12 protein-coding genes are annotated in these 15,035 nt (G+C 64.1%); 4 read left to right on the plus strand and 8 right to left on the minus strand.

The annotated features are described in order from the left end of the window. Window positions 1-59 precede the first annotated feature (59 nt). Both QUW00_RS08310 and QUW00_RS08315 read right to left on the minus strand, forming a co-directional pair. The gene (locus tag QUW00_RS08310) at window positions 60-989 is read right to left on the minus strand and encodes an aldo/keto reductase (protein WP_289613920.1); all 930 of its coding nucleotides are present in this window, start codon (window positions 987-989) and stop codon (window positions 60-62) included. Window positions 990-1,105: 116 nt separating this feature from the next. Further along, entirely contained in the window at window positions 1,106-1,978 is an 873-nt protein-coding gene (locus QUW00_RS08315) for a patatin-like phospholipase family protein (RefSeq protein WP_289613921.1), read from the minus strand. Between the two features lie 280 nt (window positions 1,979-2,258). On the opposite strand from QUW00_RS08315, the gene QUW00_RS08320 reads away from it, so the two are divergent. Continuing rightward, on the plus strand, window positions 2,259-2,519 hold the full coding sequence (locus tag QUW00_RS08320; protein ID WP_289613922.1) for a hypothetical protein: 261 nt from the start codon (window positions 2,259-2,261) through the stop codon (window positions 2,517-2,519). Window positions 2,520-2,667: 148 nt separating this feature from the next. On the opposite strand, the gene QUW00_RS08325 is transcribed toward QUW00_RS08320, so the two are convergent. Then, on the minus strand, window positions 2,668-3,453 hold the full coding sequence (locus QUW00_RS08325) for a class I SAM-dependent methyltransferase (RefSeq protein ID WP_289613923.1): 786 nt from the start codon (window positions 3,451-3,453) through the stop codon (window positions 2,668-2,670). A gap of 274 nt (window positions 3,454-3,727) precedes the next feature. Here QUW00_RS08325 and QUW00_RS08330 point away from each other — a divergent pair, with 274 nt between their 5' ends. Beyond that, window positions 3,728-4,021: a hypothetical protein gene (locus QUW00_RS08330; RefSeq protein WP_289613924.1), complete on the plus strand. Its 294-nt coding sequence runs from the start codon at window positions 3,728-3,730 to the stop codon at window positions 4,019-4,021. A 139-nt stretch (window positions 4,022-4,160) separates the two neighbouring features. Here QUW00_RS08330 and QUW00_RS08335 read toward each other — a convergent pair whose 3' ends face one another. From QUW00_RS08335 to QUW00_RS08345, 3 genes are all read right to left on the minus strand, one after another. Next, a complete protein-coding gene (locus QUW00_RS08335; protein WP_289613925.1) occupies window positions 4,161-5,789 on the minus strand; it encodes an MFS transporter in 1,629 nt (542 codons plus the stop codon). Window positions 5,790-5,900: 111 nt separating this feature from the next. Continuing rightward, window positions 5,901-6,866 carry a choloylglycine hydrolase gene (gene bsh / locus QUW00_RS08340; RefSeq protein WP_289613926.1) on the minus strand — a complete coding sequence of 322 codons (966 nt, stop codon included), beginning with the start codon at window positions 6,864-6,866 and terminating at the stop codon, window positions 5,901-5,903. Window positions 6,867-7,123: 257 nt separating this feature from the next. Next, window positions 7,124-9,280: a Tex family protein gene (locus QUW00_RS08345; protein ID WP_289613927.1), complete on the minus strand. Its 2,157-nt coding sequence runs from the start codon at window positions 9,278-9,280 to the stop codon at window positions 7,124-7,126. A gap of 271 nt (window positions 9,281-9,551) precedes the next feature. Between QUW00_RS08345 and QUW00_RS08350 the strand changes: the two genes are divergently transcribed. Beyond that, window positions 9,552-10,940: a hypothetical protein gene (locus QUW00_RS08350; RefSeq protein ID WP_289613928.1), complete on the plus strand. Its 1,389-nt coding sequence runs from the start codon at window positions 9,552-9,554 to the stop codon at window positions 10,938-10,940. 262 nt (window positions 10,941-11,202) lie between these two features. Here the strand turns inward: QUW00_RS08350 and QUW00_RS08355 are convergent, their stop codons facing one another. Then, entirely contained in the window at window positions 11,203-12,825 is a 1,623-nt protein-coding gene (locus tag QUW00_RS08355; protein ID WP_289613929.1) for a hypothetical protein, read from the minus strand. Between the two features lie 240 nt (window positions 12,826-13,065). Here QUW00_RS08355 and QUW00_RS08360 point away from each other — a divergent pair, with 240 nt between their 5' ends. After that, a complete protein-coding gene (locus QUW00_RS08360) occupies window positions 13,066-13,344 on the plus strand; it encodes a hypothetical protein (RefSeq protein ID WP_289613930.1) in 279 nt (92 codons plus the stop codon). Window positions 13,345-13,461: 117 nt separating this feature from the next. Here QUW00_RS08360 and QUW00_RS08365 read toward each other — a convergent pair whose 3' ends face one another. Next, a complete protein-coding gene (locus tag QUW00_RS08365) occupies window positions 13,462-14,763 on the minus strand; it encodes an ATP-binding protein (protein ID WP_289613931.1) in 1,302 nt (433 codons plus the stop codon). Window positions 14,764-15,035 lie beyond the last annotated feature (272 nt).

Here is a 15,035-nt window from a genome sequence, read left to right on the forward strand (position 1 = left end):
GCGCTCGCGTGCCGCATCGCACGAGGGCGCCCGTTTATGTCGCCATGCTCGGCAGCGGGCTATTCCATATCGAGCGGCATCTTGTGCGAGGGCGCCGGGAAGGCACGGCTGATGAGGGCGAGGTCCTCGTCGGTCAGCTCGATCCGATCGGCGGCGGCGTTCTCGAGCGTATGCTCGGGGCGCGAGGAGCGCGGGATGGCGATGGTGTCGCCGCCGCGGATGTCCCACGCGAGCGCCACCTGGGCGACCGTCGCGTTATGGCGGCGCGCCACCTCGGCGAGCTCGGGCGAGTCGAACAGGCGACCGCGCAGCGTGCCGGCCTGCGCGAGCGGGCAGTACGCCATGAGTGCGACGCCGTGGTCGCGCATCCAGGGCAGCAGGTCGTACTCGATCCCGCGGGACGCAGGATGGTAGAGCACCTGGTTGACCTGGCAGTTACTGCCGCCCGGCACGCGCCAGAGCTCCTCCATGTCATCGGTGTCAAAGTTGGAGACGCCCCACGCGCGAATCTTGCCCTCGGCGACGAGCTCCTCCATGCAGGCGACCGTCTCGGCAAACGGAACCGGTCCGACCCAGTGCAGAAGATACAGATCGAGGTAGTCCACGCCCAGGTTATCGAGGGTGTTGTCGCAGCTCTCGAAGATATCGGGGCGCCCGGCGTTGCTCGGCAGCACCTTGGAGACGATGAAGAGGTCCTCGCGGTCGAGAGTCGCGGCGCGGGAGCCGTCCTCCTCGCGCAGCGGGCCGCCTGCCACCGAGGTGCCATCCAACGCATCGCAGATCAGGCGCTCGCTGCGCCCGTTGCCGTACATCTCTGCCGTGTCGATGAGCGTCATGCCCGCGCGCACGCCGGCGCGCAGTGCCTGCGCCTCGCGGTCATGGGTGGCGCGGCTATCGCCCAGATACCACGTGCCCTGCCCGAGCGCCGGGACCCGATCGCCATTTGCCAGAGTGACGGTATGGCGCTGCGTGGTAACGAAATCGGACATGGTGGCACTCCTCATCTATCTGCTCAGCCAGCTGAATGCATGGCCCCAACGTACCACGGAACGACAGGCGGTACCATGGTTTGCAGGACAGGAGTACGCGCGGACGAACGCTCAGCCTACACGAGATAGGCCGTAAGCGCCGCGAGTTCGCGCTCGGCGTCGGCGCGGCCGATACGGTACGCATGCTCGAGAATCTCGGGGTCGCGCACGATCATGGGCATCTGCACTGACTCGCTCGGGCGGACGACGAAGACCTTCCCCGCACGTTCGAGCTCAGCGAGTTCCTCCTCGCACCTGTTATAGCGAACATGTCGGTCAGCGAGCAGCTCGACGAGTTTGGGGTAACGGCGAAGCCACACGCGCAGCAGCGGCATGAGGCTGTTGGGCTCCTTCACGAAGCCGGCCGGTTGCGTGAGCACCACGACGGTGCGGTCGTAGCCCTGGTCGAGCATCCAGCGGACCGGAATGGAATCGGCCACGCCGCCGTCGAGCAGGCGCCTGCCGCCGAGTTCCACGGGATGCGACACCATGGGGATGGAGGCGGAAGCGCGGATCCACTCGATATCGCCCTCGTCGCCCGGGCCGAGGTCGTGGTAGACCGCCTCGCCGGTGTCGATATCGGTGGCGACCACCGTGAAGCGCATGGGGTTGGCGGCGAAGGTCGCGCTGTCGAACACATCGAGCTTCCAGGGCAGCTCGCCGTAGGCAAAGTCGCGGCTGAACAGGTCGCCCTTGAAGATCCAGTTGCGCAGGCTGCAGTAACGCGGGTCGGCGCAGTACTTCTTGTTGTAGCGCAGGGTGCGTCCGATCTGCAGGGACTTGAAGTTGCAGCCGAATGTGGCGCCCGCCGACACACCCACGGTCGCATCGGCCGTGATGCCGTGCTCCATCCACACGTCGAGCACGCCCGCCGTGTACATGCCGCGAAAGCCGCCGCCCTCGAGCACCACGCCGACGGTCGGCGCCTCGCCTGCCTTCAGGTACCCCATCTGCCCGTCCTTTCCGATGTCACGAGGGACAGTATAGCCCTGCGACAGGCCGGAAGCGCAAAAGGGTGGCCGGAGGCGACAGGATGGTGCCAGGGACAAACCTGTCGCGACAAGTTTGTACCCGGCACCATCTTGTCGGCCGGATGGGTTGGAACGAACACGTCCCCAACCAACCCATCTTGTCGCATTTGGCTATATATTCGCGCGAAGGCGGGCGCGTATGATGGGCTGTATCGCCGGAGCTTCCCGGCGACATCCACTCGGTTTGCCGGAGGTTCCCATGCCCTTGGAATATGCATCGATCGCGCTCGGCGCTGTCGCCATCTTGCTTGGCTTCAGCCCAATCATCCCCACGCAGGTGCTGGGAGTCATACTGGGCATCGCGGGCATCGTCGCCTCCCGCCGCGCCCGCAAGGCGGACTACCGCAAGGACCTGCCCGCGACCGTCGGCTTCGTCTGCTCGATCGCGGGCATCGTGGTGAGCGCCGTCACCCCGCTGTTCGCCCTCATCATCGCCGTCGCGCAGGGCGCCATCGGCTAACCCGGACGACAAGTTCGAACACGGCCCCATCTTGTCGCCAACGAACCGAATGGGTTGAAAGGAACACGCCCCCAGCGAACCCTTGTCGACCCAATGGGTTGGAAGGAACACGTCCCCAACGAACCCATGCCTGGCGCCATCTTGTCGCTTAGCGCGGCGGGACGATGCAGTCGTAGCGGACCGCTTTGCCGCCGATCGTGTGGCTCGGCTTGACGCCGGCAAGCTGCGGACCCTTTACCGGCCGCTTGACGACGATCTTCCTCGGATGCACGGCGCGAGCGGCCTCGAGCAGAAGCTCCGGATCCGCACAGGGCCGCTCTAGGTGATGCAGGAGCTGGAACTTCTTCTTGACGGCGGCGCTTTTGGTCCGCTCGGGAAACATCGGATCGAGATAGACGACGTCGGGATTCTCCCCCGCCCGTGCCATGCGACGCAGGCCCTCGATGCTGTCGCCCTCCACCAGCCACATACGACAGGCGATGCCGGCAAGATCCGGGTCGTCCTCAGCACGGCGCAGCGCATCGGCGAGCAGCGCCGCGATCACGCGGTCGCGCTCGAACAGCGTCACGGTAAAACCCGCCGCCGCCAGCAAAAGCGCATCGGCACCCAAGCCCGCCGTGGCATCCACCGCCGTCGGCGCGTCGACACCCTTGACCTTGGCCGCACGCACCAGCAGCTCGCGGGAGAGGTTCGCGGGCTTCAAGCGCGGCAGCATGTCGCGCAGATCGGCGCGCAGTACCATGGACCCGTCGGTGAGAGTCAGCCCGTCGCCGCCCAGCACCAGGCGCAGCGGATACGCGGACGGATCACCACCCTCGTCCAGCAGCGACACCCCGAGATGTTCGGCGAGTCGCACCGCCGCTCCCCCGTCGGCATCGGCACGCACGACGACCGCGAGCTTGTCGCGAAGCGCGTCTTCCGTCCTGTCGTCCATCGATGCCTCCCGTTCGGTCCTCCACTCCGCAACCATGCGGCCTTCCAGCAAGCATACGACGTGTTCCGCCGCCAACGGCGCACCGCTTCCATTTTCCACCCCGTCTCCGAGTGAACACTCGTTGGAGTTCGACCGGCCGCACGCTCCTCGCCTATCGCACTACGGCACAATGGAAGCATCGGGCCGGCGCCCGAGCGCACACGATCGCGTCAACGCGAGCCGCCCGCCACGAAGCCATCCCGCCCGCCGCACATCATGGACACGAGGAGCAGCTATGTCGAGCAGGAAGCCATCGGCCAAGGCCAAGCAGATCGCCGCCTTCAAGGCGCAATCCGGCGGGCTCGACGACCTGTTTACGCGTGAGGAACAGCACCGCGAGGACCTCGCCGCCAAACGCGGCGAGGCCCTCTACCACAAAGCGTGTGCATCCAAGAACCGCTACACGACCCGCGCCGAGGCAGAGGAGACGATCCGCCTGTGCGAGGCGCACGGCACGCGCGGCCTGCACTGCTACAAGTGCGACTACTGCGGCGGCTGGCACCTGACGTCCAAGCCGCAGCGGCGATAACGCGAACGCCGGGGCGGACCGCAGCGCGCCCCGCCCCGGCGTCCTACCGACATCGACAACCCTGCTCGCCGACGACCGGTCCTCTCACCGTCGATGCCGGCTTCCCTGCCGCCGGCATCGGCTCATCCGCCTTGCGGCATCAGCCCTCCTGCTTGCGCGCCGTCTTGATGGCGGGCGTCGTCGCCAAGCCCAGCAGCACGATAACGGCACCGACGGCGTAGGCGGTACGCGTCGAATCGAAGCGGGCGCGCGCCTGGATGTTCACGAGCGCATGGCGCTCGGTCGCCGTCATGGGAATGTCCTTGATCTGCGCAGCAAACTCTGCATCGCTTCCCAGATCGACCGTCATGCCCGAAAGCGCATCGCGGACCTCCGTCGAGATGGACGGGTCGGACGCCGCACGCGCCCTGACCGTGCTCGTGATGCCGAACAGCAGGATCGCACCGAGCAGCGCCACGCCGATCGCCTGGCCTACGTTGCGCATCGTGGTCTGGATGCCGCCGGACTGCGACGCCTCGCGCTCAGGCAGGGCAAGCGCCACGATGTTGCTCGCATGCGACGACACCGTGCCCGCGCCGACGCCGGCCATAAACGCGCCCAGGTACACGCCCGCCGCATTGGCACCGTCGATCGTGACCGACATCGCCATGACGCCGAGAGCGAGTGCCATGGCGAGGTAGCCCGCCTGGATCACGTGGCGCGGATTGGCGCGCGGCAGCAGTTTAGGGATACCGAGGGCGAGCGCGAAGGTGGGAACGCCGGTCACGATGGAGATGGTGCCGACGTCGATGGGCGTCCAACCGGCCACCAGCTGCAGATACGGCGCCATGAGGATGGACTGCGCGCCCATGAAGAAAAACGTCAGGGCATTGGCCACAAGCCCGGCGAGCACCTGCGGCGTCCGGAGGAACGCACTCGGCAGCAGCGCGATGCCGTGCTTGCGCTCAACTTCGCCCTCGACCCTCACCAGCACGGCGAGCACAACCAGACCGCAGGCGATGAGCGGCAGCGCGGGCGAGATGCCCATGATCTTGAACGGGCAGGCGGCAAGCGGCGTGATCAGGCCCCACGACGAGATGCCCGACATACCGATCAAGACCATGAACAGGCCCGCGGCGGCAAGCGCGACACCCAGGCCGTCGAACCTCAGGCGCTCGTCAACCTGATTCGTGGCGGGCAGGCTCAGCGAAAACAGGAACACGGTGATGAAGTACACGCCGAGTACCAAGAAGGTGACGCGCATGCCCGCCGTCTCCATGACGACGCCGAGGATGAGCGGCAGCACCGCCGAGAGGCCCGACGCCGCGCCAATGCAGCCGAACGCCACCGTACGGTTGGATCCGTGGTACAGAAGCGGGATGAGCCCGAGAACCGACGGGATCATGAAGCTCGCACCGAAGCCCACGAGCACGCGTCCGACCCAGATGAAGACGATCATGTTGGGGGCGAAAGCGAGCGCGACCTCGCCCGCCGCGCACAGCAGCGTGCCGATGCGGAACGTCTTCTTCCATCCGACGATGGTGCCGACAAGGCCGCCGGCGATCATGAACGCACCGCCGACAAGCGGGTAGACCATGTTGGCGAGCTGAATCTCGGAGGTCGTGGCGCCCAGCTCGTGCGTAAGCGCCGAGGTGGCAAGCGACAGGGCGCCGTTGTCGCCGGTCGCCCCCATCTGCGCCAGGATGAGGATAACGATGGGTAAGACGAGGAATTTCTCGGCGTTCGCGGACTGCGAGCGGCCGGGATGTGCCAGAGCAGCGGAGTTCATATCCGCTCCTTCCTAAAGAGGTGGTATTGGGCTTGTATGTGGCAGAGATCGACGCGGCAGGGGTCTGACAAAGGGGGTAAATCGCCTTGTCAGACCCCTCGTCGGGAGAGCCTAGGCTGCGGGCTCCAGCATGATGGGTGCGGAGCCGGAAAGATCGCACGAGGCGAGCGGGTAGGCGCGAATCTGCGGATCATCGTAGGTCGCGTGGTAGTACGTGAGCGTTCCCGCCGAGAAGCAGCTCGTGTAGAGCGTCTTCTCGTATGTGCCGTCGGCCATGCGGGCGCACCCTTCAGGCACTGCTACCGAGCCGAGCGTGCGGAACAGGCGCGTGACGTTGTCCGCCTCGCGCTCCTGCGCGGGATAGTGGCTGTTCACAAACGCAACCTTGACGAAGCGCGACGGGCCGCTGTAGTCGCCGGGCGTCCCTTGCATGCCCAGCCCTGAGCCGAAGGGTGTGAGGTCGGCGCGGTCCCACGGCGTGTGCGCCGGGGCATCGTCGGACAGCATGAGGTAGTTGCGCAGGTTTTGGCGCTGCCAGCCGAAATCAGGCTCGTTGGTCAGCACGTCGACGTCGTTTTCCCAGACGCGGACGCCGTCGTCCAGGCACTCCACGACCACGCTTCCGGTGGCATCGCCGATAATCCAGTGGAGGTTGGCGACCGGCAGCTGTTCGTTGACCGGCTTGGCGACGATGGTCGTATCAGCGAGCGCGCGGCGCACCTCATCGAGGCTCGCGAAGTTGCGCGCAACCCAATACGGGAACTCGTAGGCAGCGACGTTGACGGAGCCCTCCTGCGGACCTGCCGCATAGCGCGCCGACTGGGGGAAGTTGAGACCGGCCACGGCAAGCCCCGCATCGTTGCCGCAGTCAAAATACAGCGGGATTCCGGCGACGACGATTCCCATGCCGATCACGGCATGGCCATGTGCGAGGTCTGCAGACCGGTCGAATGCGGCAGGGACGATCGCGGCAGGCGGCGTCACCACCACCCGCTCGCCGTAGCCTTGCGTCCAATCGAGATTACGGCCGAAGAACATGCGTCCTGCCGTGTCGGTAAAGCGGATGCCCGTGCACATAGGGCGGCCCCTTTCCTGCCCGCGCGATGCGTGTTCGCCACCGGGCACCTGGGTGAACTAGATATCACTCTCGTACCCAAAGCGCGCAAAGGGGTCTCTGAAGGCGCACTTAAGAGCTCTTACGCTTTCGGGAAGGGACCCGTTGTGGATGGGTTCGTTGGGGACGTGTTCCGTCCAACCCATTCCGCTCTGCTTGCACATATGCCGCTGAAAAAGAGCGGCGGCGATGCCCTTCTCGAGCATCGCTACCGCTCCCGCTACTTGCCCTTCACCATGGTGAGCGAGATCTTGCCGCGCTCGCGGTCCACGCGCTCGACCCACACCTTGACCGTGTCGCCTACGGCCACCACGTCGCTCGGATGCTTGACGAAGCGCGTCGAGAGCTTGGAGATGTGCACAAGGCCGTCCTGGTGCACGCCCACGTCCACGAAGGCGCCGAAGTCCACCACGTTGCGCACCGTCCCGGTGAGCTCCATGCCGGCCTCGAGGTCATCGATGGAAAGCGCAGCGCGGCTGAACACGACCTCCGGTGCATCGTCACGCGGATCGCGGCCAGGCTTTTCCAACTCGGCGATGATGTCGATAAGCGTGAGGATGCCGCAGCCAAGCTCGCCCGCGAGCATCGCCACGCTGCCGGCGCGCTGCTGGATATCGGGCACGCCGCCGCTGCCGAGCTCGTCGGCGGTCACGCCGGCACGCTTGAGGACCTCACGCGCAACCCCGTAGCTCTCCGGATGCACAGCGGTGGCGTCCAACGGGTTCGCTCCGCCCGCGATACGTAGAAAGCCCGCCGCGTTCTGGAAGGCCTTGGGCCCGAGCTTGGGCACCTCCTTCAGCTGGCGACGGTCGGTAAACGCGCCGTGCTCCTCGCGGTAGGCCACGATGTTTTGAGCGACCGTCGGCGTGATGCCCGAAACATAGGAAAGCAGGCTCGCGCTCGCGGTGTTCACGTCCACGCCCACGCGGTTCACGACGTCTTCCACCACGTGCCCGAGCGTGCGCGCAAGCTCCGCCTGATCGAGGTCGTGCTGGTACTGCCCCACGCCGATGGACTGCGGCGGGATCTTGACGAGCTCGGCGAGCGGGTCTTGCAGACGGCGCCCCAGGCTCATGGCGCCGCGCGTGGTCACATCCAAGTCGGGATACTCACGACTCGCAAGCTCGCTTGCGGAATACACGGAGGCACCCGCTTCGTTCACGATGGTGTAGCGCAGCTCGGGCGCCGCTTCGGCGATGAAATCCGAGACCACTTCCTCGGTCTCGCGGCTCGCGGTTCCGTTGCCGATCACGATGGTGTTGATGCCATAGCGCTTGGTCAGGCGCGCCAGCTCGCGCTTGGTGCCGGCGATATCGCGACGGGGCGGCGTGGGGTACACGACGCCGTGGTCGAGCAGCTTGCCCGTCTCATCGAGCACGGCCACCTTGCAACCGGTGCGATAGCCGGGGTCGAGCGAGATGATGCGCGCCCCGCGCACCGGACGGGCGGACAGCAGGCTCTCGAGGTTCTTGGCAAAGACGCGGATCGCCTCGGTCTGCGCGCGCACGGTCAGGCGGGCACGCAGCTCGCGTTCGAGCGAAGGGGCCATGAGGCGCTTGTAGCCGTCGGCGACAGCGGCGTCGAGCACCGGCGCGAACCCGCCTTGACGACGCGGCCACCGGCTTCCCAGACGGGCGACGGCCGCCTGCGCGTCGACACCCACGTGCACGCGGAGCTTGCCCTCTCGCTCACCGCGGTCGATGGCGAGGATACGGTGGTTGGGGATCTTGCGTGCCGGCTCGGAAAAGTCGTAGTAGGGCTCGTAGGGCGTCTTCTCGTCGGCATCGACCGCGATGGAGACGATCTCACCCGTGCTCTCGGTGAACGAGCGCAGGTCGGCGACGTTCTCCGGATCCTCGGCCACGGTCTCGGCGACGATGTCCTGCGCACCCGCGAGCGCCTTTTCCGGCGTGTCGTAGCCGGCTTCCGCCGCCTTGGGCGTCACGAAGGGAGCCGCCGCCTCGAGCGGCGAGCCCTTGGAAGTGACCTGCATGATGATCATGTTCGCAAGCGGCTCGAGCCCCGCCTCGCGCGCTTTCTGCGCACGCGTCTGGCGCTTCTTGCGATAGGGCTTGTAGAGGTCCTCCACGCGTTGGAGCTGCGTGGCGGCGCGGATCTCGGCCTCGAGCTCGGGCGTGAGCTTGCCCTGCGTGCCGATCAGCAGGATGACGTCCTCCTTGCGCTGCTCAAGGTTGCGCAGGTAGGAAAGGCGATCGTCGAGCGTGCGCAGCGCGACGTCGTCCATGCCGCCCGTGGCCTCCTTGCGGTAGCGCGCGATGAACGGGATGGTGTTCCCCTCGTCGATGAGCGCGACGGCAGCCTCGACGGCAGAGGGCTTGAGATTCAGCTCTTGCGCAAGCGCAGCGATGATATCCATGGACGGACTCCGGTTCGATCGGGTGCAGAAGCTGAACAAGGATACTCGCCCGCTCGGACAAGAGCAAACCCGCAGAATGGGTTGGTTGGGGACGTGTTCGTTTCAACCCATAATGGGTTGAAAAGCACACGTGCCCCACCCACCCCATTTGACGCGCGCCCGCATGGCGGGGGTTTTAAGGCCTCCCCCTTCGGCATCCGGACAAGCCACCCGGCCTCAAGTGCCGACTATAATGGACCCATCGCCTTGGCACACGATGGGAGGCCACCTCATGTCCCGCATGACCACCCCGCCGCCCTCTCCTGCGATTCCCGCGGCACGCACGGCGAGCCCCTCGCGCCGCCCCCTCGTCCTCTTTGTCGCGTGCGCGCTGCTTGCCTGCACGGTTGCGGCTGTCCTCACCGGCTGCTCGAACCTCGGCGAGTTCAACGAGAGCGCCGTCGTTCGACAGGCGGAAAGCTACTACGCCGACAAGTACGGTGAGCACATCAAGGTCGCCGATCTTTGGGAAGACCGTTCCTATCAGCTGTTTGGCTATCGGTCGAGCGGGCAGGCATTCTGCACCATGGAGGACGGCTCCTGCGTGCTCGTGGATTTCGAAGAGGGCGTAGTCGGCGACAATCGGCAGCAGGACGAAATCGTAGCGGCTTACGAGCAGCGCTTCCGCGACGCCGTCGAAGATGCCACGCGGCGGCTCGAAAGCGCAGGGTACACGGTCTCGACCATGTACATAAACGGTTTCTCTCCGGAAAGCGACGGCTTTTTGGATGGGGAGATTTCGACCCGCACCTGGCAGAGAAACGAAGAGGCGTCTGAGGAAACCGGATCGTTCTTCTACGCGCGCTATACGGACGACGAGCGCTTCTTTGAACAGGAAGCGTCGCGCGTGTATCTGGGGGTGCCCTCAATCGAACTTGAGATCTCAGGCGCGGATGCGAACTATGAGCACGGCTTTCCCGTAAACGTTCCCGCGCGTCCGGCGTGGGTTGACCCCATCGATGCGGCCTGTGAGACTCTTCTGCCACTAACCGACAACGATCCCGAGGTGGAGGTCACTGTTTTCCAGGACGGATATCGCAACGCTGCGCGCATGGAGGGCACACCGTTCGGCATGCTGGGCGAGCTGAGCCCCTTCGACCATGAAGAACCGACCGGCAACTGGCTCATCGTCGACTGGGTCTCCTTGGGCAAAGGTATCTACGTCACGTCCGACGAGGCCGGCGTGCGCCTGCGCGGCAGCGACATGGCGTTAGCGGCGGCCGATGGGTCGCTTTCGCTTGAGGATCTGGTGGTAAGCGGGCGCCTTGACGAACGGGAAAGCCGCGCCTATCTCCCCGAGGCCTTTGAGATCTATCGTCTCGATACCAACGCGGACCTGTTCGCGACCGCACCGGCATACGTTCGGGACAAAGGCTGGTTCAGCGTGAATATCGCCTACGACAACACCGACCCCGAAACGGGGCTCGCGCAGCTCGGCATTGAGCCCGACGCGCTCGCGCCGTCGCTTTACACCGTCAAGGCCAACCCCGATGCAGCGGATTCCGAGGACGAGCCGTCCCTTGACGTGGGCATCATGCGCACCGAGACGCTCCCTAACGGCTTCCAGTACACGAGCACGGCGTTGTTTGAGGATGAATCGCTGATGCTCGCGCGGGCGTAGGCAACATGTAATAAAACCCCTAGGGTTATTTTGCATATGATGCTGGCGCGGGCGTAGGTGTCGCCGGACCAAGAGCGCAACGCCCATACAACCCGCCGGCATGCCCCTGCGTAGTCACGCGTAATAAAACCCCTGGGGTTATTGTGCGTAGCGCACGAAAAGCGAGCGCCCCCGTGCAGGACGCCCGCCTACGACATATGAAAACACGTCAGAGGTTTTCCCATATGGGTTGGATGGAACACGTCCCCATTCAACCCATCGGTTACGAATGACGCTTCAGCGGAGCACCGACACCCAGGGCCAGCATGCCGATGAGGGCGAGGCCGATCACACCCTCCATGGCCACGTCGCCGGTGGCGGGGATGGTCTCCGCCTCCTTCTCCTCTTTGGGCTCGGTCTTCTTATCCTTTTCGGACTGCACCTGCTTGACGTAATCCGGATCCTTCGCTCCGCAGATGGTGCAGACGCCATCCTTCATATCGTGCTCGATGGCCGGAAGGGTCTCGGTCGCCGTCGCCGAATACGCAGCACCGTCAAGCTCAACCGTCCCGCGATAGAGGCGCACGCCTGCCGCGGTGCAGGTCGACTTCGTCTTCACGCTCGCTGTCGGCGTGACGGTCAGCACCTTGGTATGGTCGGCATCGTGCTCGCACGTGAAGGTCGCCACGAACTGCTCGCCGTCCTCGGACCAGCTCCACGTCGGCTTGCCCCACGCATGGCCGAGCGCGTCGATAGTCTTGCCCTTCTCGAGCACCTTGCCGCACAGCTCGCAGACCTTGTCGCCCGTGTAGCCCTTCTCGGTGCACGTCGAGTGCGCCGCACCCACGGTCGCCACCTTGTGGTCGAGCTGGGAGCCCTCGTCGGTACGCGTATCGGTCGCACCACAACCGTTGTCGCAGGTCGCCGTCTCCGTGCCGTCCGTCGTGCATGTCGCATCGCCGTTGGACACATAGTTCGTGAAGCTGTGCTCCAGCGCGGCGACGGTTTCGCCCTTGGCCATCATGTATCCGCAGGCGGAGCATACAGTGTCGCCCGTGTAGCCGCCCTTCGTGCAGGTAGCATCCGTTTTGCCTTCGACAGCAGGTGTGTGCTTGGCATAGCCCAGCTTGGTATCGCACCCGTTTTCGCACGCATACCAATGGCCGTGCTCATCGCTCGACCATGTCGCCGCGCGAGCATGATCGGTCGCGGGATCGATAGTCTCTTCCTCCGCGATCTCCACCGCACCTTCGGCATCGCTGAAGTAACGCCCGCAGCCCTCGCAATACCAGTACGCGATGTTGCCGTCATCGGTGCACGTAGGAGCCTTGGCCGCAACCTCGATCAGCTGATGCTCGTGCATCACGGTCGGGTTCACGATATCCCCGGTGCCGACGATGGTGCCCGCATCGATCATCGAGCCGATGACCTCTATGGTTCCATCGTTCGTCAGGGTCACGCCTTCGGGAATCGTGAGCGTCGCGCCCTCCGGCACGGTCAGGATCTGCTTCTCGCCGATGACCAAATCGCTCGTCAAGGTCGCGTTGCCATAGACGACACCCGCATCGCCCGTAAAGACGATGAGACCGGGATCATCTTCGTCCGAGGGAAGCTTGATTCCCAGCTCATCCACGATGCCCTGCAACGTGTCGCCGGGCACGGCATCCTGGATGACAAGAAGCCCCTTGCCGTCATAGCGCACGTCGTATTCGTTTTCGTCAGCAGGAATCAGCGCGCCGGTATCATCAACCGTCCAGTAGCTATCCGTCGCTTCTGCAGCATCGGTGACCGGAGGGGTCCCGGACTCGCCCTCCGCCGCGACCGCTGTCGCGGGCGCCCATATGCCGACGGTGAACACAACCAACGCAAATACTAAGAACCTGCGGAGCTTCACGTCCATCTTCATGGCGAACTCCTTCCAGCCCTAGCACCGGATGGCGCACCTTACCCGCTTGTATTGTTCCCCGGAAAGACTCTTCCACGCATCGCCCCAGCTTGAGCGGTAGGGCCAGCGTGGCGAACGCATTGCCACGCCTTTTGGGCGCACCAAATGAGTTCTTCGTAGTCCGCCGGATTCCGCTTCCCGCTTTGCTTTGTCCCGCCTACAGTTCTGCTCAGGACAACAGCTCAAGAAAAAGAGAGAACCATGGACATCAGTGCAGCTATCGAGCAGGTCAAGAAGCTCTACCATGTGGCGGAAACCGCCAACAACCTCGAAGCGGGTGAGCGCAGCGTCGAGCGGTGGGTTGGAACCAGCATGAAAGACTTCATCAGCAGTATGGACTTCAACCAGTATGTTGCTCTTCTCGGCTTGTACGGAGACAGCGACGAGCATGATGAATGGATTGAACGCGCTCAGCAATTCGTCAGTTCGCTATCAGACGAGCAGATTGACCTGTTCAGCCGCATCTGGCATCAAGCTTAGCGTTCGGCCGAAACGCTATGGGGGCGGTAGCGCGCGAAATGGCTTGCAGCGCTCGATCGCTCCAACCCGAACGTCCGCCCCCCGATCAGCGCCGTCGCGCTCTCATTTAAGCCCAGCCTATCCCCACAACCCCATGTTCGACATCGCGTACAGCGGGACATTCCTCATCCAGTCCTGCTCGCGGTAGCCCGACAGGCTAAAACGAACGGACTTAATCTCCGGGTGGGCGGCCTTGAACGCCCTGAGGCTCTTGGCCCGCAGGTTCTCCTCCGCCTTCACCTCGATAGCGTAGACGCCGTTCGATCCCTGCACCAGGAAGTCGATCTCGCCCGACGAGTTCTCGGCGGACCAGTAGTACGGCGCGAGTCCGCAGTCGGAAACAAGCTGCTGGCAGACGTACTGCTCGGTAAGGGAGCCCTTGAACTCTGTGAACGCCGCGTTGCCGTCCAACACGGTGGCGGGGTCAAGGCCCGCCATGGCGCCGAGGAGGCCAACGTCGAGAAGAAACACCTTGAAGGACTTGTTGTCGTTGTATGCCGAAAGCGGGATTCCCGGCTTGGTTATGCGCGGAACCTTGTGGATAAGCCCCGCCTGAGCCAGCCACGTGAGGGACTCCGCGTAATCCTTGGCACGGGCACCCTCTCTGACCTGCCCAAAAATAAACTTCTTGTTCTCTTTCGCAAGGTGCACGGGAATCGAGTTCCAAGCCTCGACCATCTTCGGGTTGATTCGCAGCGGCGCGTGCTTGGCAAAATCTCGAAGATAGTCCTCGAGGATCTGGCTCTGCATATCCCGAACCGAGCCGAGCGACTCGCCCTCGATATAGCCCGCGACGACCGCCGGCATCCCTCCCACCACGAAGTACCGACGCAAAAGCGGGATGAGCCTCGAGGAAAACGCGTTGATGCTCACTGTGTCCACCGAGTCCGCGAGCTCTCGCAACATGGTATTACCCGTGGCATCGAGAAACTCGCGGAAGCTCAACGGATAGAGATCGAGCGTATTCACTTTTCCAACGGGATACCCCGTGCCCTCGGTTGCGGATATCCCCAGAAGCGACCCCGCGGCAGCAACGGCGTATTCCGGCGCGTTCTCACAGAAGTATTTGAGGGAGGTTATGGCCTTTGGCGCTGCCTGTATCTCGTCAAGGATTACAAGCGTGGATAGAGGGCGAATTGCGACGCCGGTCAGGATGGACAGGTCGCGTACGATGCGTACTGGGTCGAGATCCTGCTCGAACAAGTCGCGCGCAACCGAGTTTCCATCTAAGCTGACGTACGCGACGGCGTTAAAGTGCTCTCGTCCGAACTCTTTGAGAAGCCATGTCTTGCCGACCTGCCGCGCTCCGTTGAGAATGAGCGGCTTGCGGCGGGGAGATTCCTTCCAGCGGACAAGTTCGGTCATCAGGTGCCTATCCATGCGCACTCCTCACAAAATACGGCCTTATTTTTGTTCAGAGTAACAGAAATAAGGCCGTATTAATGAGACTATCGACGAAAATCAGGCGGAACTTTACTCCCACTCAGTAATTGTCGGCGCAGGTGAGAGGGCCGCTTCATCTTCTGCTTCGCCGTTTACCACCATGCTTACCCTATTCCACATGCACTCGAGATGGATTCACGCGGTCACCGTCCCCATCACCCCTCCCCCCTTGCGAATCATGGCGCAGGAGCTGTCTCTTATACACATCT

It is taken from the genome of Collinsella tanakaei, assembly GCF_030373545.1.
Taxonomy (GTDB): Bacteria; Actinomycetota; Coriobacteriia; order Coriobacteriales; family Coriobacteriaceae; genus Collinsella; species Collinsella tanakaei_C.

Excerpts from the sequence above, each read along its gene's own strand:
- QUW00_RS08310 (WP_289613920.1), bottom strand. The coding sequence starts at position 989 with ATGTCCGATTTCGTTACCACGCAGCGCCATACCGTCACTCTGGCAAAT.
- QUW00_RS08315 (WP_289613921.1), bottom strand. The coding sequence starts at position 1,978 with ATGGGGTACCTGAAGGCAGGCGAGGCGCCGACCGTCGGCGTGGTGCTC.
- QUW00_RS08320 (WP_289613922.1), top strand. The coding sequence starts at position 2,259 with ATGCCCTTGGAATATGCATCGATCGCGCTCGGCGCTGTCGCCATCTTG.
- QUW00_RS08325 (WP_289613923.1), bottom strand. The coding sequence starts at position 3,453 with ATGGACGACAGGACGGAAGACGCGCTTCGCGACAAGCTCGCGGTCGTC.
- QUW00_RS08330 (WP_289613924.1), top strand. The coding sequence starts at position 3,728 with ATGTCGAGCAGGAAGCCATCGGCCAAGGCCAAGCAGATCGCCGCCTTC.
- QUW00_RS08335 (WP_289613925.1), bottom strand. The coding sequence starts at position 5,789 with ATGAACTCCGCTGCTCTGGCACATCCCGGCCGCTCGCAGTCCGCGAAC.
- bsh (WP_289613926.1), bottom strand. The coding sequence starts at position 6,866 with ATGTGCACGGGCATCCGCTTTACCGACACGGCAGGACGCATGTTCTTC.
- QUW00_RS08345 (WP_289613927.1), bottom strand. The coding sequence starts at position 9,280 with ATGGATATCATCGCTGCGCTTGCGCAAGAGCTGAATCTCAAGCCCTCT.
- QUW00_RS08350 (WP_289613928.1), top strand. The coding sequence starts at position 9,552 with ATGTCCCGCATGACCACCCCGCCGCCCTCTCCTGCGATTCCCGCGGCA.
- QUW00_RS08355 (WP_289613929.1), bottom strand. The coding sequence starts at position 12,825 with ATGAAGATGGACGTGAAGCTCCGCAGGTTCTTAGTATTTGCGTTGGTT.
- QUW00_RS08360 (WP_289613930.1), top strand. The coding sequence starts at position 13,066 with ATGGACATCAGTGCAGCTATCGAGCAGGTCAAGAAGCTCTACCATGTG.
- QUW00_RS08365 (WP_289613931.1), bottom strand. The coding sequence starts at position 14,763 with ATGGATAGGCACCTGATGACCGAACTTGTCCGCTGGAAGGAATCTCCC.